The organism is uncultured Friedmanniella sp., assembly GCF_964244005.1.
GTDB lineage: Bacteria > Actinomycetota > Actinomycetes > Propionibacteriales > Propionibacteriaceae > Microlunatus.
Window position 1 is genome coordinate 40,288 of sequence record NZ_CAXTHG010000013.1, and the last position, 23,020, is coordinate 63,307.

At 73.1% G+C, this 23,020-nt stretch carries 20 protein-coding genes; 15 read left to right on the plus strand and 5 right to left on the minus strand.

The window, feature by feature from the left end:
• Positions 1 to 5: 5 nt before the first annotated feature.
• Complete coding sequence (gene metF, locus ACFE76_RS10225) at positions 6 to 914, plus strand: methylenetetrahydrofolate reductase [NAD(P)H] (protein ID WP_375431643.1); 909 nt, start codon at positions 6 to 8, stop codon at positions 912 to 914.
• Here metF and ACFE76_RS10230 read toward each other — a convergent pair.
• Both ACFE76_RS10230 and ACFE76_RS10235 read right to left on the minus strand, forming a co-directional pair.
• A complete protein-coding gene (locus ACFE76_RS10230; RefSeq protein WP_375431644.1) occupies positions 880 to 3,105 on the minus strand; it encodes a HelD family protein in 2,226 nt (741 codons plus the stop codon). The two genes, metF and ACFE76_RS10230, sit on opposite strands and share 35 nt — an antisense overlap.
• An 82-nt stretch (positions 3,106 to 3,187) precedes the next feature.
• A complete protein-coding gene (locus tag ACFE76_RS10235) occupies positions 3,188 to 4,480 on the minus strand; it encodes a phytoene desaturase family protein (RefSeq protein ID WP_375431645.1) in 1,293 nt (430 codons plus the stop codon).
• 44 nt (positions 4,481 to 4,524) lie between these two features.
• Here ACFE76_RS10235 and ACFE76_RS10240 point away from each other — a divergent pair, with 44 nt between their 5' ends.
• From ACFE76_RS10240 to ACFE76_RS10270, 7 genes are all read left to right on the plus strand, one after another.
• A complete protein-coding gene (locus tag ACFE76_RS10240) occupies positions 4,525 to 4,632 on the plus strand; it encodes an Rdx family protein (protein ID WP_375431646.1) in 108 nt (35 codons plus the stop codon).
• Entirely contained in the window at positions 4,587 to 4,883 is a 297-nt protein-coding gene (locus ACFE76_RS10245; RefSeq protein WP_375431647.1) for a SelT/SelW/SelH family protein, read from the plus strand. Before ACFE76_RS10240 ends, ACFE76_RS10245 begins: the two co-directional genes overlap by 46 nt.
• Before the next feature lie 252 nt (positions 4,884 to 5,135).
• Positions 5,136 to 5,603 (plus strand): SAV_6107 family HEPN domain-containing protein, encoded by a 468-nt coding sequence (locus ACFE76_RS10250; RefSeq protein WP_375431648.1) that lies wholly within the window; start codon positions 5,136 to 5,138, stop codon positions 5,601 to 5,603.
• 101 nt (positions 5,604 to 5,704) lie between these two features.
• On the plus strand, positions 5,705 to 6,421 hold the full coding sequence (locus ACFE76_RS10255) for a class I SAM-dependent methyltransferase (RefSeq protein ID WP_375431649.1): 717 nt from the start codon (positions 5,705 to 5,707) through the stop codon (positions 6,419 to 6,421).
• A gap of 8 nt (positions 6,422 to 6,429) precedes the next feature.
• Positions 6,430 to 7,635: a DNA polymerase IV gene (dinB, locus tag ACFE76_RS10260; RefSeq protein ID WP_375431650.1), complete on the plus strand. Its 1,206-nt coding sequence runs from the start codon at positions 6,430 to 6,432 to the stop codon at positions 7,633 to 7,635.
• Positions 7,636 to 7,820: 185 nt separating this feature from the next.
• Positions 7,821 to 8,219, plus strand: a complete 399-nt coding sequence (locus ACFE76_RS10265; RefSeq protein ID WP_375431651.1) for a DUF3040 domain-containing protein — start codon at positions 7,821 to 7,823, stop codon at positions 8,217 to 8,219.
• Positions 8,220 to 8,334: 115 nt separating this feature from the next.
• Positions 8,335 to 9,234, plus strand: a complete 900-nt coding sequence (locus ACFE76_RS10270) for an alpha/beta hydrolase family protein (protein ID WP_375431652.1) — start codon at positions 8,335 to 8,337, stop codon at positions 9,232 to 9,234.
• 103 nt (positions 9,235 to 9,337) lie between these two features.
• Here the strand turns inward: ACFE76_RS10270 and ACFE76_RS10275 are convergent, their stop codons facing one another.
• Genes ACFE76_RS10275 through ACFE76_RS10285 form a run of 3 tightly spaced genes read right to left on the minus strand, consistent with a single transcriptional unit; the run spans position 9,338 to position 13,786 of the window.
• Positions 9,338 to 11,563 carry a transglutaminaseTgpA domain-containing protein gene (locus tag ACFE76_RS10275; protein ID WP_375431653.1) on the minus strand — a complete coding sequence of 742 codons (2,226 nt, stop codon included), beginning with the start codon at positions 11,561 to 11,563 and terminating at the stop codon, positions 9,338 to 9,340.
• Entirely contained in the window at positions 11,563 to 12,825 is a 1,263-nt protein-coding gene (locus ACFE76_RS10280; RefSeq protein WP_375431654.1) for a DUF58 domain-containing protein, read from the minus strand. Before ACFE76_RS10280 ends, ACFE76_RS10275 begins: the two co-directional genes overlap by 1 nt.
• Before the next feature lie 4 nt (positions 12,826 to 12,829).
• Positions 12,830 to 13,786, minus strand: a complete 957-nt coding sequence (locus ACFE76_RS10285; RefSeq protein WP_375431706.1) for an AAA family ATPase — start codon at positions 13,784 to 13,786, stop codon at positions 12,830 to 12,832.
• Positions 13,787 to 14,272: 486 nt separating this feature from the next.
• On the opposite strand from ACFE76_RS10285, the gene mraZ reads away from it, so the two are divergent.
• From mraZ to mraY, 7 genes are all read left to right on the plus strand, one after another.
• Entirely contained in the window at positions 14,273 to 14,698 is a 426-nt protein-coding gene (gene mraZ / locus ACFE76_RS10290; RefSeq protein ID WP_375431655.1) for a division/cell wall cluster transcriptional repressor MraZ, read from the plus strand.
• 208 nt (positions 14,699 to 14,906) lie between these two features.
• Positions 14,907 to 15,929, plus strand: coding sequence for a 16S rRNA (cytosine(1402)-N(4))-methyltransferase RsmH (rsmH, locus tag ACFE76_RS10295; RefSeq protein WP_375431656.1), 1,023 nt, complete (start codon positions 14,907 to 14,909; stop codon positions 15,927 to 15,929).
• A complete protein-coding gene (locus ACFE76_RS10300; RefSeq protein WP_375431657.1) occupies positions 15,926 to 16,618 on the plus strand; it encodes a hypothetical protein in 693 nt (230 codons plus the stop codon). Before rsmH ends, ACFE76_RS10300 begins: the two co-directional genes overlap by 4 nt.
• Entirely contained in the window at positions 16,618 to 18,639 is a 2,022-nt protein-coding gene (locus ACFE76_RS10305) for a peptidoglycan D,D-transpeptidase FtsI family protein (RefSeq protein WP_375431658.1), read from the plus strand. The genes ACFE76_RS10300 and ACFE76_RS10305 overlap by 1 nt, the downstream gene beginning before the upstream one ends.
• Before the next feature lie 156 nt (positions 18,640 to 18,795).
• Positions 18,796 to 20,301, plus strand: coding sequence for a UDP-N-acetylmuramoyl-L-alanyl-D-glutamate--2,6-diaminopimelate ligase (locus tag ACFE76_RS10310; protein ID WP_375431707.1), 1,506 nt, complete (start codon positions 18,796 to 18,798; stop codon positions 20,299 to 20,301).
• Complete coding sequence (gene murF / locus ACFE76_RS10315) at positions 20,298 to 21,773, plus strand: UDP-N-acetylmuramoyl-tripeptide--D-alanyl-D-alanine ligase (protein WP_375431659.1); 1,476 nt, start codon at positions 20,298 to 20,300, stop codon at positions 21,771 to 21,773. The genes ACFE76_RS10310 and murF overlap by 4 nt, the downstream gene beginning before the upstream one ends.
• Positions 21,770 to 22,858, plus strand: coding sequence for a phospho-N-acetylmuramoyl-pentapeptide-transferase (mraY, locus tag ACFE76_RS10320; protein ID WP_375431660.1), 1,089 nt, complete (start codon positions 21,770 to 21,772; stop codon positions 22,856 to 22,858). The genes murF and mraY overlap by 4 nt, the downstream gene beginning before the upstream one ends.
• Positions 22,859 to 23,020: the final 162 nt, after the last annotated feature.

Genomic DNA, 23,020 nt, shown 5'->3' on the forward strand with positions numbered 1-23,020 from the left:
GGCGCATGCCGGCCCGTACTGCGTCGTACTCACGGCCGCGCGCCGCGACCATCGAGGAGCTGCTCCAGACCGCGACCCGGCCGCTGTTCTCGTTCGAGTTCTTCCCGCCCCGCGACGAGACCTCAGCCCGCCAGCTGTGGCAGGCCGTCCGCGAGCTCGAGTCGCTCGGCCCCGACTTCGTCTCGGTGACCTACGGCGCGTCCGGGTCGACCCGCGAGCGGACGATCACCGCGACGGAGACGATCGCGCAGCACACGACGTTGCGCTCGGTCGCCCACCTGACCTGCGCCAGCCAGAGCCGGGACCAGCTGCGCCGAGTGATCGGCGCGTACGCCGCCGCCGGCGTCCGGCACGTGCTGGCCATCCGCGGTGACATGCCCGGCGGCCCGACCGAACCGTGGGTACGGCACCCCGACGGCCTCGCGAACGCGACCGAGCTGGTCGCGCTGGTACGCGAGCTCGGCGACTTCTGCGTGGGGGTCGGGGCCTTTCCCGACCCGCACCCGCAGAGCTCCGACGCGGCGCTGGACGCCCGGATCCTGGTGGACAAGGCCCGCGCCGGCGCGAGCTTTGCCATCACCCAGCTCTTCTTCGACGCGCACAGCTACTTCGCGCTGGTGGACCGGGTCCGGGCGCTGGGCTGTGACCTGCCGATCATCCCGGGCATCATGCCGATCACGAACGTCCGCCAGGTGACCCGCTTCGCCGAGCTCTCCGGCGCACCGCTGCCGGCGGCGGTCACGAGGCGGATCCAGGCCGTCGCCGACGACGACGACGCGGTCCGCCGGGTCGGGATCGAGCTCGGCACCGAGCTGTCCGAGGCGCTGCTCGCCGGCGGCGCACCGGGTCTGCACTACTACACGCAGAACCGCTCGCGCGCTACCCGAGAGATCTACGCCAACCTGCACCGCTAGTGGCATCCAGCGTCACCAGCCGCTGCGTGGGCCGGGTCAGCGCCACGTAGAGCGCCCGGACGCCGCCCGAGGACTCGGCGACGATCCGGTCCGGGTCGACCACCAGCACCCCGTCGTACTCGAGGCCCTTGGACTGCAGCGAGGTCACCACGGCGAGCCGGCCGGCGCCCTCCAGGTCGGCGGCGTCCAGGGCGGTGGCCACCTCGTCCCGGGTCGTGGGCGGGCAGATCACCCCGACCGTTCCGTCCACCTCGGCCAGCAGGTCACGGACCGCGTCGACCGCCGCAGCGTCCAGGTCGGCCCCGGTCGCCACCCGCAGCTCGGGCGCGACGCCCGTCGAGCGGACGGCCCTGGGCAGGTCGGCGTCGGGGAAAGCGTGGACGACCACGGCCGCGGCCAGGTCGAACACCTCGGCCGGGCTGCGGTAGTTGGTGCTCATCCGGAACCGGCGGACCGGCGCCGTGCCGATGATCTCCTCCAGCGCGCGAGCGGTTTCGGTCGGGTCCGGCCACGAGCTCTGCGCCGGGTCGCCGACGATCGTCCAGGACGCGCTGGCCCCGCGACGGCGCAGCATCCGCCACTGCATCGGGGTGACGTCCTGGGCCTCGTCGACCAGGACGTGGCTGTAGGTCTGGTACGGCAGGTCGAACGGGTCGACCTCGCGGGCCGGGGACAGCCGGTCGGCGGTGGTGACCACCTCGGCGTACTCGGCGTCCTCCGGCAGGAACAGCGGCTCCTCGCGGTCCTCGCTCTCGGGGACCGGCCCGAGCAGGTTGACCAGCTCATCGAGCAGGGCGCTGTCGGCCACCGTCCAGGTGCCCCGGCGGGCCTGCTCGGGTTCACCGGCGTAGCTGGCCGCGAGCAGCGCCTGCTCCTGGTCGGTGAGCACCGGCGTCGCGACCCGCGCCAGCAGGGCTCGGTCCGCGAGCCGGGTGAGGGCCTCGGCTGCGCTGACCGCCGGCCACCAGGCCAGGCAGAACATCGTGAACGCGGCGGTGTCGGTGACGGCGTCGTCGAACTCGTCCCGTTCGAGCTCGAGCTCGGCCGGCCGGCCCCGCCAGAGCGCGGTGAGCAGCGCCTTCTGCGCGGCTTCGCGGCCGGCGTTCAGCTTGTGGTGGGCCAGCACCTCGGCGCGGATCCGCTCGAGGGCGTCGACGGCCACCACCAGCACGTGCCCCTGCAGGGTGAGCCGAAGCTCCAGCGGCACGGACTGTGGCGGCTCCTGGACCAGCCGGCGCAGCACCCGGGCGAGCCGCAGGCTGCCCTTGACCGCCGCGACCGGAGCCGGGTCGACCCGCTCGTCGGCCAGTCGGACGACGTCGCCGGCCACCGCACCGATGGAGCGCAGCGTCACCGACTCCTCCCCGAGGGAGGGCAGCACCCGCTCGATGTAGTTCATGAAGACCCGGCTGGGGCCGACGACCAGCACGCCGCCGGACTCGAAGCGCCGCCGGTTGGAGTAGAGAAGGTACGCAGCGCGGTGCAGGGCCACCACCGTCTTGCCGGTGCCGGGTCCGCCCGAGATCAGCGTGAAGCCTTGGTGCGGGGCTCGGATCGCCTCGTCCTGCTCGGTCTGGATCGTGGCCACGATGTCGCGCATCGTGTGGCCGCGGGCCCGCGACAGGGCCGCCATCAGGGCGCCCTCGCCGATGACCGGTAGGTCGGGACCGTCGTCGCGGGCGTCCAGCAGGTCGTCCTCGATGCCGATCACCCGCATCCCCTGGCAGCGCAGCACCCGGCGACGGAGCACCTGCATCGGGTCGGTCGGGGTGGCGCGGTAGAACGGCTCGGCCGCCCGGGCGCGCCAGTCGATGACCAGCGGCTCGTAGTCGGCGTCACGGACGCCGATCCGGCCCACGTAGCGGACCTCGCCGTCGGTCCGGTCCAGCCGGCCGAAGACCAGGCCCTCGTGCTCGGCGTCGAGCACCGCCAACCGCTTGGCGGTCTGGAACGCGAACACGTCCCGCTCGTAGAGGCCGGTGCCGTCCTCCTCGCGGACGTAGGAGCCACGGTCGGACTGGAAGAGCGAACGACCGGCGGTCGCGACCTGCTGCGCGGTCCGGGTCGCCTCGGCGAGCCGGGTGTAGACGAGGTCGACGTGCGCCTGCTCGACGGCGAGCTCACGCCGGAACAGCTGGTCGCCGACCTCCGGTTGCTCGTCGGGATCGGGCTCGCGGTGCGCAGAAGACAAGCTTGATCGTCCTATCGCCAGAAACGGAACGTCTGAGTATAGGTGGCTGAAGCGGCCTCCGTGCCCCGCGCGGATCCATGGGTCAGGACGCCGCCAGCCGGTCGTGGCAGGCGTAGGACGCCAGTGCCCCCGACAACACGACCTGGGACGGCCCACTGCCGGCGGCGGCGGAGGCGCTGGCGGCGTAGAGGCCGGCCAGGTCCGGGACGACTGGCGGCCGCCGCCGCCAGTCGCGGAACCCGTGCCACGCCACCCCGGCCGCGGGATCGGGGGAGGCGTGGCCGTAGTCGTGCCGGCTGACCAGCGTGGCGTCGCCGAGCGGCCGTCGATAGCTGACCACCGGCACCCCGTCGGCCGAGAGCTCGACCGTCTCGAGCACCCCGGAGCACGGTTGGTCCTCGCGTCCATGGGTCACCGCCGGCGCCCCGGCCGGGTGCAGCCGGCGCAGGTCACGCCGCAGCCGGGGGGCCGTCCGGGCGGGCAGCAGGGCGTCGAGCTGCCACGGGTCGGTCGTGACGATCACCGCGTCGGCGCGCAGCTCTCCGGCGGCGGTCCGGACGCCGACAGCTCGGCCGCCCTCGACCAGCACCGCGTCGACGGCGGCGTCCAGGTGGACCTGGACGCGCCGGGTGGCGAGCCGGGCGGCCAGCACCTCGGTCAGGACCGACGACCGACCCGTGTCGGCGGGGCGATCGGCTGGCGCCTGGACCTGCCAGTGGCCGAACGTCCGGCTGACCGCGAGGTCGACCGCGACCCACGCGGGGGTCTGCTCGGGGGTGGAACCGTGCCGGTGGGCGACGCTGCGGACCAGCGCGGTCAGGTGCGGTTCGTCGAGCCCGGCGGCCAGCGCCGCCAGGCTCCGCCGGGCGCGCAGCCGGGTCCGGACATCGCGGTTGAGCTGCCGGCGGTCGACCAGCTCGGCCTCGAGGCCCAGCGGTCGCAGGGTCTGCCAGACCTCGTCGAGCCCGTCGAGCAGGTCCCGCCAGCGGGCCGCGACCGCAGGCCCGTACGCCTCGGTCAGCACCGCGTACTGCTGGCCGCGCTCGGTGGGCAGCGCGAGCACGGAGCCGTCGGCGAAGACGTAGCGGACGGGTGCGGCCGGCACCAGGGCGTGGCCGCTGCGGGCCAGCTCGACCTCCAACGGTCGACCGCTCTTGCGGAACAGGTCGCGCCAGGGCGCCGGGAAGCCGAGCACCGCCGGAGCTCCGTCCACCAGGCCGAGGCCCGCGACGTCGGTCGCCCGCCACCGGCCGCCGAGGCTGGAGTGCCGCTCAACGAGGTCGACCGGGTGGCCGGCCTTGGCGAGCCGGGCGGCGGCGGCCATCCCGGCCAGCCCGCCGCCCACCACGATCACCGGATCGGCCGCGCGCGCCATCCCAGCAGCGTAGGGGAGGCGGCTGAGGGTGCCAGGCTGGTGCCATGACCGAGCCTGCTGTCTCCGACGTCGGCGGGACCCGCGTCGAGATCACCTACTGCACCCAGTGCCGCTGGCTGCTGCGCGCCACTGGCTGGCCTCGGAGCTGCTGACCTCGTTCGGCACCGACATCGGCGAGATCGCCCTGCGGCCGGGGACCGGCGGTGTCTTCCGGGTCCGGGTGGGCGAGGACGTGGTCTGGGACCGCAAGGTCGACGGCGGCTTCCCCGACCTCGGTCCGCTCAAGCGGCTGGTCCGCGACCGGGTCGCGCCCGGCCGCGACCTCGGGCACACCGACCGTGCGGCGGCCCGACGCGACCCCGGCCACAGCTCCACGGCCGAGCATCTGGGCGAAGGCTCTTGACCTGTCAGTGGAGCCGTGTAGATTGATCCGTGTTCGAACAGGCGTTCTAAATGTCTCGTCGGGGTGACGGGCCGGGGATGGGTCCGAGGGACGTCTGAGGAAGGGCAGCGCGTGTTCGCGGCACGCGCTCCTGGCGTGTCCCGGCGTGGACGGACCTCGACCCCCGTCTACGCCGGGGCTCCGGCCCGTCGAACCGCCGGGTGGTCCTGACCGCCGACCGTACCCCGTTCACACGTCATGAGGAGTATGCCCATGCCCATGCCCGTCGCCGCCGCGCCTGCCCCAGTCTTCGTTCCCACGGGAACGCTGGCCGGCGACCCGGTCGGGCTCACCGGTGATCTGGCCCGAGCCCGAGCCGCCCTGCACGAGGCCTGGGGCACCCGAGAGCCGGACGAGCGGTTCCTCGCCGGCCACCTCGTCGCGCTACGGGTAGCGGCCGTCGTGCTCGCGAGCGGAGCACGTCCCGGCCGCGTCCGCCGGCCCCGGAACGCCTGGCGGGCCGTGACGGAGGCCGTACCCGCCCTGGCCGGCTGGGCGTCGGTCTTCGCCGCGACCGAGAGCCAGCGGGACGCCGTCCGGGCCGGCGCCACCGGTGTGGTCAGCGCGGTCGAGGCCGACCACCTCGTCCGCGCCACGGAGAGCTTCCTGGACGTGGTCGACCAGGTACTGAGCGCCGGACCGCAGCCGGCCGCGACCAGCGGGCGGGAGGTGCGCCGGTGACGGCGGTCCTCGCGTCGGCGCCGACCCGGGCCGCGGGTGGCCTAGGCTGCGGGCCAGGGTGGCCGGTCCTCAGCCGTCCGAGCGCGCCGCAGGAGGGCACCGTGACCGAGTTCCGACGTCGGCGGGCCGACTTCTCGTCCTTTCTGCTCGACCTGTTGACCCGCCAGCTGGATGAGCTCGGTCGCGACCGGGCCCAGCCGTACGACATCGTCGACCTCGGCGGCGGCACGGGTGGCGTCGCCACCGCCCTGGCCCGGCTCGGCCACCGGGTGACCGTTGTCGACCCCAGTCCGGACGCCCTCGCCTCGCTCGAACGGCGGACGGTCGACGCCGGCCTCCAGGGGTTGATCGTGGGCCGCCAGGGCGACGCGTCCGACCTGGTCGACGTCCTCGGCCCGGCCAGCACCGACGTGGTGGTGTGCCACCGGGTGCTGGACGTGGTCGAGTCGGCGCCTGACGCCCTCGCCGCGACCGCTGCGGTGCTGCGTCCCGAGGGCGCGCTGAGCCTGCTCGTCGCCCAGCGGGACGCGACTGTGCTCAGCCTTGCGCTGGCCGGACACGTCGCCCTGGCCCGCCGGGCGTACGCGGACCGGACCGGCTTCGACGTCGAGCAGGTCGTCGCCCTGGTGCAGCAGGCCGGGTTCACCGTCGTCGCCGGCCACGGCATCGGCGCGATCTCGGCCTTCGTGCCCGAACCGGTCCTGGACGCCGAGCCCGGCGCGCGGACCGAGCTCGCCGCGCTGGAGGCCGAGGTCAGCCAGGACCCGGCGTTCCGGTCCCTCGCGCCGTACCTGCACGTGTTCGCCCGGCTGAGCTGAGCGGCGCCGTGGTCGACGCCGAGCCCGACGCCCGATCCGCGCAGCGCGCCGAGCCACCGGTGATCATGCACGTCGACATGGACGCCTTCTACGCCTCGGTCGAGCTGCGGCAGCGGCCGGAGCTGCGCGGTCGGCCGGTGATCGTCGGCGGCTCGCACCGGGGTGTCGTGCTCTCGGCGACCTACGAGGCGCGGGCGCTGGGCGTCCGGTCGGGGATGTCGTCGGGCCAGGCCCGCCGGCTCGCTCCGGGGGCGGTCTTCCTGCCGCCGGACTTCGACAGCTACGCCGCCGTGTCGCGCTCGATCGTCGCCGTCTTCGCCGCGGTGTCGGCGGCGGTGGAGTCGGCCTCGATCGACGAGGCGTTCCTCGACCTGACCGGATCCCGGCGGATGTACGGACCGGCCGCGGCGATCGGCGAACGGCTGCGGGCCACCGTGGCCGACGAGCAGGCCATCACCTGCTCGGTCGGTATCGGCCCGTCCAAGTTCGTCGCCAAGGTGGCCTCCCGCACCGCCAAGCCCGACGGTCTGGTGGAGGTGGCGCCCGAGGACGTGGTGGCCTTCCTGCACCCGATGCCCGTGGACGCCATGTGGGGGGTCGGCCAGCCGACGGCACAGAAGCTCGGCCGGCTCGGCATCGAGACCGTCGGCCAGCTCGCCCACGCGCCGGCCTCGACCCTGCGCCAGGCGTTCGGGCCGCACGCCGGCCGTGGGCTGCAGGAGCTGGCCTGGGGTCGTGACCGGCGCCGGGTCGTGGCCGGCCAGCCCGAACGCAGCATCAGCTCTGCTGAGACCCTCGGTCGGGACACCGACGACCCGGACGCCGTTCGGCTCGAGCTGTTGCGGATGGCCGACCGGACGACCCGCCGGATGCGCAAGGCCGGCCTGGTCGGCCGTACCGTCGCGGTCTCGCTGCGGTTCGCCGACTTCTCCGAGCTGACCCGGTCGGTGACCCTGGCGACCCCGACGGACGTGACCGAGGAGGTGTATGCGGCCGCGGCCGCGCTGTATGACCGGCTCGGCCTGCCGAAGGCCCGGATCCGACGGATCGGCGTCCGGGTCGAGGGCCTCGGGCCGGCGCATCGGGCGGCCCGCCAGCCCCAGCTCACCGACCCCGAACGGGGCTGGCAGGAGGCCGACCAGGCCGTCGACGCCGCGGTGCGCAAGTTTGGACCGACCGCCGTACGGCGCGCCGCCTTGACTCGTCCACGCTAATTTCCGGGATCCGTTTCGCTCAGCCCCAACCGGACCTAAACTTGTCGCGACCCCGCCCACCGGGCGGGGTCAGTCTGGTCCACGAAGCTTGCCCAGCGCCGTCGGTGAGAAACCTGCCGATCGGGGTGCGGTCGCGACGCGTACTATGACGGCGTAGCGAACGACGAGACTGCGGGAGGTGGCCGATGGCCCTGTCCGACGAGGAGCAACGGCTTCTCGAGCAAATGGAAGCGGCCCTGGCCGCTGAGGACCCCAAGCTGGTGAACGCCCTGCGCGGCACCGGGGTCCGGCGTGTGCACCGACGCCGAGCGGCGATCGCGGGGATCGGTTTCTTCGCGGGACTTGCTCTGTTGATCCTCGGCATCTCGACCAACCTGATCTTCAGCGTGCTGGGCTTCGTGGTGATGGTCGCGGCCGCAGTCACCGCCATCTACTCCTGGCAGCACGTCGGTACCAGCGCCGACCTGGGCCGTACCCGCGACCGTGCGACCACCGCTCAGGGCTCACGCCCGGCGGACAACCAGGGCTTCATGGACAAGATGGAGGAGCGCTGGCGCAAGCGCCGCGACGAGTCCGGCTTCTGACCCGGAACCAGCTCTGCTCCACCACGCACCTGCTCTTCGAGCGGGTGCGTTGTGCTGTCCGGACCCGCGCGGTCGGACCTGACCCATCCCGATGACCCGATGACCCGATGACCTGATGAGGCGCCGAGCCCTGCTCGGTGTCCTGAGCGCCGGCGCCGGCGTGCTGGCCACCGGCTGCTCGGCCGCTGACCCGCAGACCTCGGAGACCTCAACCGCGGAGGAGAGTCCAGTGCCCGCCACCTACACCTACGGCGACCTGCCCAGCCAGTTCGGCGAGCTGTCCCTGCCCGCCGGGACGGGCCCGGTACCGGTGGTGGTCGTCGTGCACGGCGGCTTCTGGCGGACCGGCTACGGAGCCGAGCTGGGCCGCCCGTTGGCCCAGGACCTGGTCGGCCACGGCTGGGCCGCGCTGAACGTCGAGTACCGTCGGGTCGGCCGTGGCCACAAGGCCGGTCGCGGCGGCTGGCCGCGGACCATGGTCGACGTCGCGGCCGCCGTTGACGCCCTGGCCACCGACGGCCAGCGGTTGGCGGACGGCCGGCTGCAGCTCGACCGGGTGGTCGGCCTCGGGCACTCCGCCGGCGGCCAGCTGGTGGGCTGGCTCGGCGCCCGACCGGGGCTGCCGGGGGGCACTCCCGGGGCCGACCCGGCCGTACGGCTGCGCGGGCTGGTCGCCCAGGCCGGCGTGCTGGACCTGGTCGGCGCCGCCCGTCAGCACGTCGGCGGGGACGCGGTCCCGGACCTGATGGGTGGCGGACCGGACGCCGAGGCGGCCGCGTACGCACTCGCCTCGCCGCTGGCCCGGTTGCCGCTGGGCGTCCCGTCGGTCTGCGTCCATGGCAGCGCCGACACCACGGTGCCCCTCAGCCAGTCCGAGACCTTCACCGCGGCGGCCCGCGCCGCCGGCGACGACAGCACCCTGATGACGCACGCCGGCGACCACCTCGACCCGATCACCGTGGGCACCCCGGCCTGGACCCTCTGCACCGACGCCATCACCCGACTGCTCGCCTAGACGCGTCCCGAGCTTGTCGAGGGCCCCGAAGGGGTTGCGACAACTCGTCCCGTCCTGACAGTCAGCGCAACCTCTTCGAGGCCTTCGACAAGCTCAGGGCGCGTTACAGCTCGCGGGCACCCCGGCGGAAGAGGGAGCGGGGGACCAGCAGACCGAGCAGTCGGCGGCGCCGGCTCAGCGGGGCGGCGATGCCGCGGCGGATCTCCGACGTCAGCTGGGGAACGCCGGCGGTGGCCTCGAGGTCGTCGAAGCGCCGGGAGTACCGGGACCGCTCCACCAGGGTGGCGACCTGACCGATGGCCGCAGACTCGGGGGTGTCGAGGCGGTGCGCGACCTCGGCGCTGATGGCGTGCGGGGACCCGCTGGGCCACGACCCGCCGTAGTCGAGCACGGTGTCCCGGATCTCCGCCCAGGCGGCTTCGACCTGCTCATCCGCCAGCTGGCCCCCGGCCAGCCGCGCACTTCGCCGACGGACCCGGATGGTCGCGGGTGCGGCGAGCAGCACGAGCACCAGCAGTCCGACGCCCGAACCCGCCAGCGTCTTGCCCCACGGGAACGCGGCGCTGCCGTCGCCGGTGGCGCCAGGGTCCTCCGGCGCCAGGGTCGGCCCGGAGCTGAGCGAGGGCGTGTCCTCGGTCGGCGCGACCGTGGGCTCGGTCGAGGGCTTGGTGCTCGGGTTGTCGGAAGTGGCCAGGGTCCAGGGCGGCGCCGAACCGGTGATGCTGCCCGGCGTCGGCTCGAACCGCACCCAGCCGAAGCCGGAGAAGTAGAGCTCGGGCCAGGCGTGCATGTCGCGGATGGAGACTGACCAGGTGTCGTCGCCCTGCTTCTTGCCGGGCAGGAAGCCGACCGAGACGCGGGACGGGATGCCGGCGATCCGGGCCATCATCGCCATCGAGGCGGCGAACTGCTCGCAGTAGCCGCGCTTGTCCCGCAGCAGGAAGTTCTCCAACGCCCGGTAGCCGTTGCCGGGGAGCGGTTCGACGCTGTACGTGAACTCGCCGCTGCGCAGGTACCCCTGGATCGCCGCCGCCTTCGAGGCCGCGGTGTCGTGACCCCGGACGACCTCCTCGGTGAGCCGGACCAGGTCTTCGGGCAGGTCCTTCGGGATGGCCGCGGTGACCGAGGAGTCGAGCGGGGTGCCCGCCACCGACTGGGCCAGCTCGTTCGCGCTCGGGCTGACGTCGGTGCTGGTCACGCCGTACGTGAGGTTGCGCAGCGCCTCGGGCCGGTTCTCGCCGTTGACCACGGTCAGGGAGTTCGCGTCGTAGCGCCAGTCGCCGGCAGCGGTGAAGCTGCGCGGCGCGTACGGCATCGGCAGGTACTGCGACTGGAAGTCGAGCACCGAGATGGTGACGTCGCGCTGCTTGCCGGAGGTGTCGTTCAGCCCGGGCACGAGCGGCAGCTGGTTGCCGGTGTTCAGCCGGATCTGGACGTTGCTGAAGCCGGACGCGTTGAACTGCGGCAGCGAGGCGAGCCGGAGGTACAGGCCGTCGGTGGAGTCCGTCCGGTAGGTGATGACCTCCTTGCCGGGAGGCTGGCGGAGGTTGCGGCGCAGGTCCAGGCTCGGGTCGGTCAGCTGCAGCGGGCCGTTCCCGCCGCTGCCGCTGCCGATCCCCAGGCCGGAGAGGTTGAGGGTGGGCAGGAGGGCGCTGAGCACCAGGGTGCCGATCACCGCCGGTACGCCGATCAGGGCAGCCGCCCGCCAGACCACGGGGGTGGCGCCGACGCTCTCGGCGGAGTCCAGGGAGAGGCCCCGGGTCCAGCGGCCGGTGGTGTTGAGCCCGTCGGCGACCAGGATGGCGAGGTAGCCGGTCGCGACGAGCAGAAAGCTGCGCAGCCCGGTGTCGGTGCCCAGCCCGACCGCCGGCACCAGGAACAGAGCCGCGAGCGGCGCGATCGACCACGCCGGTCGGCGGAGCCCGGTGGCGAGCAGGTCGGTCAGGATCAGCAGCGCCGCGATCGCGGTCGCGAAGATCAGCACCACCCCGTCGTCGGGGTCCATCGGCGTGCCCTGGGTCTGCATGTGCAGCACGCCGCTGCGCCACACGTCCAGGTAGTGCAGGTACCAGGTCTCGCCCTCCCCGGACAGCGACAGGGTCATGCTCAGCGCCAGGCTGAGCAGTGCGCCCATCAGCACCTGGACCCCCAGCACCAGTGCGGGTCCGAGCCGTGCGCGGTGCAGCAGAGCGGACGCGATCCCCAGCACGAGCAGGAAGCCCCAGCTCGCGCCGAGGTAGCGCAGGTCCGACGTCAGCGGGGTCAGCGTGAAGGCGCCCAGGAACAGGGCGAGGACGACGGCGATGGTGGTGCGGTCGCTGGCGCGCATCAGGCGGCCGCCCGGATCTGGGCGAGCGCGGCCCAGGCGTCGGCGACCCCCATGCCTCGCGGCACGTCGACCACCCGCCAGGCGTTCTCGCGCAGGATCTGGCCGGCCAGCTCGTGCTCGGCCCGCTGCCGCGGGGTGGCCGGGCTCTCGGCGAAGGTGTCCACGTCCAACATCAACGCCATGCCTTGGGATCGGTTCCGCTGCAGCCGCAGCAGGGTGTGGGCGTCCGCGGCGTCCATCCGCCCCAGCACAGCCACGACCAGCTGGCCGGCCCGGTCGTCGGCAGCGGACTGGACGGCGTGGTGCAGGCTCGAGGTCACCTTGCCCGTCAGGTCGGTGAGCCGGCTGACGACCAGCTCAGCCGAGGCCGAGCTGTGCTGGCCCATGCTGCCGGTGATGTGCAGCGGTCCGTCGGCCTCGAAGATCTCGACGCTGTACCCCTCGTCGAGGAAGTGCAGGGCCACCGAGGCCGCGGCCGAGATCGCCCACTCCAGCGAGCTGTGCAGCCCGCGGCCGGCGTGCGCCCCGATCCGGGAGTCGAGGATCACGTTGGCGCTGGGGTCCCAGGCCTGCTCCTCGCGGCGTACCATCAGCTCGCCGCGGTGGGCGGTCGAGCGCCAGTGGATCCGGCGCACCTCGTCGCCTTGCCGGTACTCACGGACGAGCGCGTCGTCCTGACCGACCACGCCGATCCGGTGCGGTCGCGCCTCACCGGTGCTGCCGCCACCGCCGGAGGCTCGCATCGGCGCGAGCGGGACGATCTGCGGAGTGACCATGACGTCGCTGGTCGCCACGAACTGGCGGTCGAGCTGGACCAGCCCGAACGGGTCGGTGGTCCGCACCATCAACGGTCCGGTGGTGAAGCGGCCGCGGACCCGGCCGAGCAGCGGATACTCCACCTCGCGCCGCCAGCTGATGTCGGGCTTGTCGACCAGGAAGCGGGGCCGCAGCCCGAGCTCACGCGGCACGGAGTCCTCGAGCATTAAGATCCCGGCGGGCAGCCGGCCGTCCTGGCCGAGGGTGATCCGGCCACGCATCGGCGAGCCGAGCGGTACCTCGGGCGGGTCGATCGAGCGTTCGCACGACAGCCGCAGCCGCGCGCGGGAGACGAGCACGGCCGCGACCGCGGGCAGGGCGAGCAGCAGCACCGCCAGCCGCAGCACGTCGCGTTGACCGGCCAGCAGCCCGGTCAGCAGCCCGACCAGACCGACGACGACGAAGAGGCGGCCACGTGCGGTCAGTAGGCGCCAGGGCCGACGCACGAGCTCAGATCCTGGCCGCGGCGGCGGGACGGCCGGTCAGGTTCGGCCGGTCGGGCAGGTGCACCGACGAGACGGCGGACGCGATGATGTCGGTCACCGTCCGCCGAGCCAGCTGGGCCTCGGTGGAGAGCAGCACCCGGTGGGCCAGCACCGAGACCCCGAGCGCGGCGACGTCGTCGGGGCTCACGTAGTCGCGGCCGGCCAGGGCGGCGTACGCCCGGCTGGCCCGCAGCAGCTGCAACGTGGCGCGCGGCGAGGCGCCGAGCCGGAGGTCGCGGGAGTTGCGGGTCGCGTTCACGACCTGGACGAGGTAGTGCTTGACCGCCGGGCTGACGTAGATCGTCTTCACGGCGTCGATCAGGCCGCGCAGGGTGGCCGCGTCCGTCACGGGGGAGAGATCGTTCAGGGGGTCGGAGGTGCCGTGGGACTCGAGCATGTCGAGCTCGGCGTTCGGTGTCGGGTAGCCCATTTCGATCCGGGCCATGAAGCGGTCTCGCTGGGCCTCGGGGAGGGGATAGGTGCCCTCCATCTCGATCGGGTTCTGGGTGGCCACGACCATGAAGGGGGACTCGAGCAGGTACGTCGTGCCGTCGACGCTGACCTGCCCCTCCTCCATCGACTCCAGCAGCGCTGACTGGGTCTTCGGTGAGGCGCGGTTGATCTCGTCCCCGACCACGATGTTGGCGAAGATGCCGCCCGGCTTGAACTCGAAGTCGCGGGTCTCCTGGTTGAAGATGGAGACGCCCGTGATGTCGGAGGGCAGCAGGTCGGGGGTGAACTGGATCCGCCGGACCGAGCCGGCGATGGAGCGGCCGAGAGCCTTCGCGAGCATCGTCTTGCCCACACCCGGCACGTCCTCCACCAGCAGGTGGCCCTCGGCGAGCAGCACGACCAGGGCGAGGTCGACCGAGCTGCGCTTGCCTTCGATCACCGACTCGATGCCGGCGCGGACCTTGCCCATCACCGAGACGACGTCACCGAGGGAGTACGCGCTGCCGGTCTCGTCGAGATCGGTTCTCTCATAGCTCAGACTCACGCTTGCCTCCGTCCGGAGGGGACGTGGCCCGGCGTCGAACCGCCCGTCCCTAACGTCCCCGCGCCACGCGGGGCCGTCGGCCTCGTCGCGGTCCTGGTCATGGTATGCGCCCCTGGTCGAGCGCGCGCCTAAACCTTACGTGGTCGCTCCGACAGGACTCGAGGCGTACGAACCCAGCTCCTGGAGCGGAACAGCGCCGCTAAGGGTGCAAGTGGAGGGAAGTGGAGTAGAGTGGCGGAAAGTGGAGCACGGGGGGTCGTGAATGCGGAGCAAGCCCAGCCGGAATGGGCGCCGGCGTGCTGAGGAGGAGGCGGTGAACACGCTTTTCGTTCACCGACGACGACGAAGTAGCCGGGTCAGAGCTCATTCCGCAGGCGAAGCGAAGCGAGCCAATCAGAGAGGGGCGCAATCGTGTTCTTGGGCACGCACACCCCGAAGCTCGACGAAAAGGGACGACTCATCCTGCCGGCGAAGTTCCGCGACGAGCTGGCTGACGGCCTGGTGATCACCCGGTTCCAGGAGCGGTGCCTGGCGATCTGGCCGATGGCCACGTTCGTCGAGGTCGCGCAGTCGGTCCAGGGCGCCTCGTCGAGCCAGCAGGTCCGCGACTACCAGCGGATGCTCGCCTCCGGCGCCTCCGACGAGACGCCGGACAAGCAGGGCCGCATCACCGTCCCGCCGCACCTGCGGGCGTACGCGGGGCTGGACAAGGAGTGCGTGGTGGTGGGGGCCATCAACCGGGTGGAGGTGTGGGACGCCACCGCCTGGGAGCAGTACTCGGCGCAGAAGGAGACGGCCTACGCCGGGCTCGACGAGGCCGGGTTCCCCGGCGTCTGATCCGCCAGCAGGACAGCACGACCAGCACGACAGCACGACAGCACGACAGCACGACCAGCACGGAACGCAGGACGCACGCGGCGCGTGTGCAGAGGCTTCAGCCCGAGGGTCCGACCTCCCTGGCGCACCTTCCCCGGTGCCAGGTAGTCGTTCGGGGCCCCCGGGTTGAAACCCCCGCACACGGGTCCAACAGAGGAGAAGGGTCGAGATGGCGTCGTCGGACGAGCGGGTGCACGTCCCCGTCATGCTGTCCGAGGTGGTTGCCCTGCTCGCGCCCGCGCTGACCCCGGCCGACGCACTCCTCACCGATTCCCACGGCGCTCCACCGGTGCTGGTGGACGGTACGCTCGGCCTCGCCGGGCACGCGGCCGCGCTGCTGGAAGCCTGCCCGCAGGCCCGGCTGATCGGGCTCGACCGTGACCCGCAGGCGCTGGAGCGGGCGCGGCTGCGGCTGGCCCCGTACGCGGACCGGGTCACCTTGGTCGAGGCTGTCTACGACGAGCTGCCGGCGGTGCTCGCCGACCTCGGCCAGCCGCGGGTGCAGGGGGTGCTGCTCGACCTCGGGCTCTCCTCGCTGCAGATCGACGACCCGAGCCGCGGGTTTGCCTACGCCCAGGACGCGCCGCTCGACATGCGGATGGGCCCCCAGGACCTGACGGCGGCCGACGTGCTGAACACCTACTCCGCCCCCGACCTGGCCCGGGTCCTGCGCCGCTACGGCGAGGAGCGGTTCGCCGACCGGATCGCCCGCCGGGTGGTGGAGGCGCGGGCCGACGAGCCGTTCACCAGCTCGGGACGGCTGGTCGAGCTGCTCTACGCCGCCATCCCCGCGGCCACTCGCAAGACCGGCGGCCACCCCGCCAAACGGACGTTCCAGGCCCTGCGGATCGAGGTCAACGCCGAGCTGGAGGCCCTCGAGGCCGTGCTGCCCAGTGCCGTCGCTGCGCTCGCGGTCGACGGCCGGATCGCCGTCCTGGCCTACCACTCGCTCGAGGACCGGCTGGTCAAGCAGCTGCTCGCCGTCCGCTCCGCCAACCGGGCGCCGCGGGACCTGCCCGTCGTGCCGGCCGGGATGGGTCCCGAGCTGCGGCTGCTCACCCGCGGGGCCGTGCGGCCCACGCCGGAGGAGTCCGAGACCAACCCGCGCGCCGCATCGGCGCGGCTGCGGGCCGCCGTACGCATCGACGAGCCGAGCCCGCGGGGCCGGTCACTTCAGGAGGTGGGCGTATGAGCGCTCTGTGGGCACCGCTCGACCCGGCGACCGGTACGGGGGTCGCCGCCGACCGGCGACGCTCTGCGCCGCTGCGGGCCGTCTCCGCACCTGCCCGCCGGATGCCCCGCGCGCCTTTCCTGCTCGTGCTGATCGGTGTGTTCGGCTTGGGCATGGCCGGACTCCTGATGCTCAACACGACCCTGCAGAACCAGGCCTTCGCCTCGCGCGCGCTGGACCGGCAGGCGACCGAGCTGGCCTACACCCAGGCCGACCTGCAGAACCAGATCGACGACGTCTCGGCGCCGCCCGAGCTGGCCCGCCGCGCGTCTGCGCTGGGAATGCGAGCCAACCCGTCCCCCGCGCTGCTGGTGCTGCCCAGCGGCAAGGTGGTCGGCCTCGCCACCCCCGTGACCGGGAACGAGCTGAAGAGCCTGATCGTCTACACCCCGGCCGAGGTCGCGGCCAACAAGGCGGCAGCCAAGGCTGAGGCGGCCGCCAAGCTCGCCCGGGAGAAGGCCGAGGCCAAAGCCGAGGCCGCAGCCGCCAAGGCGAAGGCCAAGGCGGACGCCGTGAAGGCCAAGGCAGACGCCGTGAAGGCGAAAGCCAAGGCGAAGGCGGACGCCGCCGCCGCCAAGAAGACGGCGGCGGCGAAGGCGGCGGCCAAGAAGAAGTCGACGAGTGACGCGGCAACGGGCGGGCGCGGCTGATGTCGGAACGGCGTCCCCACCCGAGCGGCTCCGGCAGCCGGACCGCCGCCCGGACCCCCGCCTCGGGCACCCGGTCGGGCGTCCGGACCGTCCGGGCTGACGCGCGCGGCGAGCGTCCGCTGCGCCGACCCCGGGCCGACGCCCGCCCCTCGTCGTCGGCGACCCGGCCCGCTGCGCGTACCTCCTCGGCCCGGACGGGTGGTCGGCCGCCGCGGCGTCGCCGCGACCAGCTGGCCGCGGTGCGGCTGCCGCTGGCCTCCTCGCCCCGCCGGCTGCACGCCATCCTCGTGGTGATCGCGGTCGGGTTGTCGCTGTGTGGCGGCCGGCTGCTGCAGCTGCAGGGCTTCGACGCCTCCGCGTACGCCGCCACCAGCGCCGACCAGTTCACCCGGACCCTGCCGCTGCTGCCGTCGCGCGGCAAGATCACCGACCGCAACGGCGAGGTGCTGGCCTCCACCCAGCCGGCCGTCGCGGTGACCGCGGACCCGACCCTGACGTACCCGGCTACGACGTCTGGGGGTACGCCCCTTGATCCGGCGGCCCGCTTCGCCTACGTCAGCAACATCGCCCTCATCCTGAGCGGCTACCTCCAGATGCCGACCACCGAGCTGATGCCGCTGCTGACCAAGCCCAACACCCACTTCGTCTACCTGAAGAAGAAGGTCCCGGCGCTCACCTACAGCAGACTCGCGGCTGACCTCGCCGATCGGGACATCTACGGCGTCTTCCGCGAGAGCGACCCGATCCGGACCTATCCGGCGGGCTCGGTCGGCTCGTCGGTGGTCGGCTTCGTCGGCGCGGACGGCAAGGGCCTCGCCGGCCTGGAGCTGCAGATGAACTCTGCCCTCGCCGGCGTCGAGGGCAAGGAGACGTACGAGAGCGCACCGAACGGCAGCAAGATCCCGCTCGGCTCGAGCTCGATGACCCCCGCCCAGAACGGCGTCAACGTCCAGCTCTCGCTGGACTCGGAGCTGCAGTACACCGCCGAGCGCCGGCTGGCCGCGCAGGTGCAGAAGACCGGGGCCGACTCCGCGTTCGCGATCACGATCGACGTGAAGACCGGCCAGGTCCTGGTGCTGGCGAACGCGCCGTCCTTCGACTCGGGAGACCCGCAGCAGTCCGACCCCGAGGACCGCGGCAACCGGGCCGCTCAGGCGCCGTACGAGCCGGGCAGCGTGGAGAAGGTCCTGACCTCGGCGGCCTTGATCGACTCCGGCACGGCGACCCCGAAGAGAGAGGTGGCGATCCCGCCCCGGCTCTTCTCCGGCGGCGCCTACATCTATGACCACTTCAGGCACGGGGAGCTGCACTACAACATGCGCGGCGTGGTGGCGAACTCCTCCAACATCGGCACGGCCCTGCTCACCCGACAGATGGACAAGCAGAAGCTGCACGACTACCTGACCTCTTTCGGCCTGGGGCGGCCGACCGGTATCGAGGTGCCGGGCGAGGCCTCCGGGATCCTGCCCGCCGGCGACATGACGGACTCCCAGCGCGACCAGATCGCCTTCGGCCAGGCCCTGTCGGTCTCCGGGGTCCAGGAGGCGGCCGCGATCGCCGGCATCATCAACGGCGGCGTCTACCACCCGCCGACGCTGATCAAGTCCCAGACCGACGCCAACGGGGTCGAGCTGCCCAATCCGCAGGACAACCCCCGCCGGGTCGTCTCGGCGGCGACCTCGGCTTCGGTACGCGACCTGATGGCCGCCGTCGTCGACAGCGCGAACGGCGTGAGCAACCTGGGTCTGGCCGCTTACAACAGCGGTGGCAAGACCGGGACCGCGCAGCGGGCCGACTCCAAGTGCGGCTGCTACAAGGGTTACGTCACCTCCTACGTGAGCTTCGCCCCGCTGAACGACCCCAAGCTGCTGACGTACGTGGTGGTCACCAACCCCCGCCACGGTGACACGGGCACCAGCACGGCCGCTCCGGTGGTCAAGGACCTGATGAACCTGGCGCTGCCGCGCTACTCGGTCACCCCGGACAAGAAGAAGCGCACGCCGCTGCCGACCACGTGGTGAGCCGGGGAGATGGCCGCTCCGGCGCTGGACCGACCCCGGGTGGGGCGGCGACCGGCCGCCCGCTCCGGTGGGGTCGGTAGCGTCGCTGCTGTGTCTCGTCCCACGTCCGCCGCCGGGTCGTCGACCCTGCGCCCGCGGACGGGCCGCCCGGTCCCGCTGAGCGTCCTCGCCACGGTGGCCGGCGCGTCGGGGGAGCGGTCCGGTCTGGACCCGCAGGTCACCGGCATCACCCTCGACTCGCGGCTGGTCGTGCCGGGCGACCTCTACGTGGCCCTCCCCGGTCAGCGGCACCACGGCGCCGCCTTCACCGCGGCGGCAGCCCACGCGGGGGCGGTCGCGGTGGTGACCGATGCCGAGGGGCTGACGGCGGCCGCGGCGGCCGGCGTGCCGGTGCTGGTCGCCGCGGACCTGCGGTCGGTGCTGGCCCGCGTGGCCGCTGAGATCTACGGCCGACCGGCCGACCGGCTCACCACGTACGGGATCACCGGCACCAACGGCAAGACCACGACCGGCTTCCTGCTCGACGCCGCGCTGCGGGCGACCGGCCGGCGGACCGGCATGGTCGGCACCATCGGCTTCCTGCTCGACGGCGAACCGCTGGACGCGACCCGGACGACGGTCACGACGCCGGAGTCGCCCGAGCTGCAGGCGCTGCTGGCCCACCTGGCCGAGGCCGGGGCCGACTCGGTGGTGCTGGAGGTGTCCTCGCACGCACTGGTCCTCGGCCGGGTCGACGCCATCGTCTTCGACGTCGCCGCCTTCACCCACTTCGGCCGGGACCACCTCGACTTCCACGGCGACGAGGAGTCCTACTTCGCCGCCAAGGCGCAGCTGTTCACCCCCGCTCGCGCCCGTCGGGTGGTGCTGAACGTCGACGACCCCCGCGGTCGCCAGCTGCTGGCGCAGGTGCGGACCACGCCCGAGCTCGAGGTGCGGACGGTGTCCCTGGGCGCCGCCGACGCCGACTACCTGCTGCTGGACGGCCACCTCAGCGCCAACGGTGGCACCGCGGTCACCGCCCGGGCGGCCGGGCGCGAGCTGTCGTTCACGGTGGGGCTGCCGGGAGACTTCAACGTCCGCAACGCCCTGACCGCGCTGGCCATGGTGGAGCTGGCCGGCGGCGACGTCGAGCTCGCCGCCACCGGGCTGGCGGATGCGACCGTGCCGGGGCGGATGGAGCGGGTCCCGCTGCCGGCCGGGGCACCCGCCGTGGTGGTCGACTTCGCGCACACCCCGCAGGCGGTGACGGCGTCGCTGCGGGCGTTGCACGGGCGCCGCTGCGTCGTCGTGCTGGGCTGCGGCGGCGACCGGGACCCGCACAAGCGCGGACCGATGGGTGCGGCCGCCGCCGCCGACGCGGCCGTGGTGGTGGTGACCGACGACAACCCGCGCTCAGAGGAACCAGCCGCGATCCGGGCGGCTGTGCTGAGCGGAGCCCGGAGCGTCGCGGTCACCAGCGGGGCGCAGGTGGTCGACGGCGGCGACCGGCGGCAGGCGATCCGGACGGCGCTGACCCTGGCCGGGCCGGGCGACGTGGTCGCCGTGCTCGGCAAGGGCCACGAGACGACCCAGCAGGTGGGGGACCGGCTGCTGCCCTTCGCCGACGCCGAGGTGGTCCGCGAGGAGTGGGCCGGGCTCACCGCTCTCGGGGGACCGACGTGATCGGGGTCGCGCTCGGCTCGCTGGCGGCGCTGCTCGGGGCGGTGCCGGCGGGCGACCGGTACGCCCTGGTCACCTCCGTGGTCGCGGACTCGCGCCAGGTGCAGCCCGGTGCCCTCTTCGTCGCGTTGGCCGGGGCCCGGGTGGACGGTCACGACCACGTCCTGGGCGCCGTCGACGACGGTGCGGTGGCCGCCCTCACGCAGCGGGACGTCCCGCCGGCTCCCTGCCTGGTGGTCGACGACCCGCTGGCCGCGCTCGGCCGGGTGGCCCGGCACGTCGTCGACCTCGGCGTCGCGGGCGGCCTGCAGGTGGTCGGCATCACCGGCTCCCAGGGCAAGACCTCGACCAAAGACCTGCTTGCGCAGGTGCTGGAGGCCGCCGGACCGACGGTCGCACCGGTGGGCAACCTCAACAACGAGCTCGGGGTGCCGCTGACCGCGTGCCGGATCGACACCGCGACCCGGTTCCTCGTCGCCGAGCTCGGCGCCCGCGGGATCGGCCACATCGCCTACCTCTGCGGGATCGTCGCCCCGCGGGTCGGCGTCGTGCTCAACGTCGGCCAGGCCCACGTCGGCGAGTTCGGCGGTCAGGACGCCATCGCCCGCGCCAAGGGCGAGCTGGTCGAGGCGCTGCCGGCGGACGGGCGTGCGGTGCTGAACGCCGACGACCCGCGGGTGTGGGCCATGCGGTCCCGGACGCCGGCCCCCGTCCTGGCCTTCTCGGTCCGCGGCGCGCCGGAGGGGCCCGGGCTGTGGGCGAGTGACCTTGCGGCGGACCGGCTGGGCCGGCACCGGTTCCGGCTGCACGCCCGGACGGCCGCCGGAGCCGAGGACACCGCGGACGTCCGGCTGCTGCTCACCGGGCGGCACCAGGTGGCCAACGCGGTCGCTGCTGCTGCCGCCGCGACCGCCGTGGGCCTCGATCTCGGCCCGATCGCCGCCGCGCTGGGCCACGCCCGACCCCGCTCCCGCTGGCGGATGGAGCTCACCGAGCGGCCCGACGGGGTCGTGGTCATCAACGACGCGTACAACGCCAACCCCGACTCGATGCGCGCGGCGGTCGCCACGCTGGCCGAGCTCGGCCGGGCCAACGGCAGCCGGACCTGGGCGGTCGTCGGGGACATGCTCGAGCTCGGCGGCACCGCCGAGGCCGAGCACGCCGACCTCGGCCGCTACCTCGTCGACCAGCAGGTGAGCGGGGTCTTCGCGGTCGGGGAGCACGCCGCCGGGCTGGTCGCCGCGGCCCTCGCGGCGGGCGGCGACCCTGCTCTCACCCGGGCCAGTCCGGACAAGCAGGACGCACTGGACGCCGTCCGCGCGGTGCTGGCGCCGGGCGACGTCGTGCTGGTCAAAGCGTCGCGTGGCTTAACCTTGGACACCGTGGCCGAAGCCCTGACGGTCCCCGCCGGGGTCGCCCAGCCGGGTGAGACGCCGCGTGACCAGCCGACCGACCGCAGTGAGGACCCCGCGTGAAGACCATCGTTTTCGCGGGTGCGCTGGCGCTGCTCGGCACTCTGCTCGGCACTCGAGCGGCCATCACCGTGCTCGTCAAGCGGGGCTACGGCCAGCTGATCCGTGACGACGGACCGACCTCCCACCACGTCAAGCGCGGCACCCCCACGATGGGCGGGCTGGTGATCATCGCGTCCGTGGTCGTGGCCTACTTCGCCGCCCACCTGATCACCCTGACCGCGCCATCGGCCTCGGCCCTGCTCGTGCTGTTCCTCTTCGCAGGGCTCGGCGTGGTCGGCTTCCTGGACGACTACATCAAGATCAGCAAGCAGCGTTCGCTCGGCCTGCGCAGCAAGGCCAAGATCGCCGGCCAGTCGATCGTCGCGATCATCTTCGCGCTGCTGGCGCTGCAGTTCCCCGACGAGCGCGGCATCACGCCCGCGTCCAACGCGATCTCTTTCCTGCGCGACATCCGCTGGGCCGACGACGTACCGGTCGTCCTGGTCGTGATCTGGGTGATGCTGCTGATCGCCGCCGCCAGCAACGGGGTCAACCTCACCGACGGGCTCGACGGCCTCGCCGCTGGGGCCTGCGTGATGATCTTCGGCGCGTACGCCTTGATCAACATCTGGCAGTACAACCAGTCCTGCGCCTACACCGCCTCGGCGGGGCCGAAGTGCTATGAGGTCCGCGACCCGTACGACCTGGCCGTGGTGGCCATCGCGCTCGCCGGCGCCTGCTTCGGGTTCCTGTGGTGGAACGCCGAACCCGCGAAGATCTTCATGGGCGACACCGGATCGCTGTCGCTGGGCGGAGCGCTCGCCGGGATGGCGATCTTCACCCGCACCGAGCTGTTGTTGATCATCCTCGGCGGGCTGCTGGTGATCGAGGTGATGTCGGTGATCCTGCAGACCAGCTACTTCAAGCTCACCCGGCGGCTGACCGGCACCCCGCGCCGGCTGTTCAAGATGACCCCGTTCCACCACCACTTCGAGCTGCTGAACTGGGCTCAGGTCACCATCGTGATGCGCTTCTGGATCATCGCCGGCCTCTTCGTCTCCGCCGGCCTCGGCATCTTCTACGCCGAATGGGTGGCCGGGACATGACATCGCTGCGCGAGGCCCACCGTCGCTGCGCGACTGACGCGCGGTCGCTGCGCGACCGGAAAGGCGTGGAGGGCTTCGCCCGCGACTCTTGGTTCCGTCGAACCAAGCCCCTCCTTCGTCGGGGACGGTTCGACGGCGGACTCCGTCCGAGGCCGTTCCCTG

Excerpts from the sequence above, each read along its gene's own strand:
- metF (WP_375431643.1), top strand. The coding sequence starts at position 6 with ATGCCGGCCCGTACTGCGTCGTACTCACGGCCGCGCGCCGCGACCATC.
- ACFE76_RS10235 (WP_375431645.1), bottom strand. The coding sequence starts at position 4,480 with ATGGCGCGCGCGGCCGATCCGGTGATCGTGGTGGGCGGCGGGCTGGCC.
- ACFE76_RS10240 (WP_375431646.1), top strand. The coding sequence starts at position 4,525 with ATGACCGAGCCTGCTGTCTCCGACGTCGGCGGGACCCGCGTCGAGATC.
- ACFE76_RS10250 (WP_375431648.1), top strand. The coding sequence starts at position 5,136 with ATGCCCATGCCCGTCGCCGCCGCGCCTGCCCCAGTCTTCGTTCCCACG.
- ACFE76_RS10265 (WP_375431651.1), top strand. The coding sequence starts at position 7,821 with ATGGCCCTGTCCGACGAGGAGCAACGGCTTCTCGAGCAAATGGAAGCG.
- ACFE76_RS10270 (WP_375431652.1), top strand. The coding sequence starts at position 8,335 with ATGAGGCGCCGAGCCCTGCTCGGTGTCCTGAGCGCCGGCGCCGGCGTG.
- ACFE76_RS10275 (WP_375431653.1), bottom strand. The coding sequence starts at position 11,563 with ATGCGCGCCAGCGACCGCACCACCATCGCCGTCGTCCTCGCCCTGTTC.
- ACFE76_RS10285 (WP_375431706.1), bottom strand. The coding sequence starts at position 13,786 with ATGGGCAAGGTCCGCGCCGGCATCGAGTCGGTGATCGAAGGCAAGCGC.
- rsmH (WP_375431656.1), top strand. The coding sequence starts at position 14,907 with ATGGCGTCGTCGGACGAGCGGGTGCACGTCCCCGTCATGCTGTCCGAG.
- ACFE76_RS10300 (WP_375431657.1), top strand. The coding sequence starts at position 15,926 with ATGAGCGCTCTGTGGGCACCGCTCGACCCGGCGACCGGTACGGGGGTC.
- ACFE76_RS10305 (WP_375431658.1), top strand. The coding sequence starts at position 16,618 with ATGTCGGAACGGCGTCCCCACCCGAGCGGCTCCGGCAGCCGGACCGCC.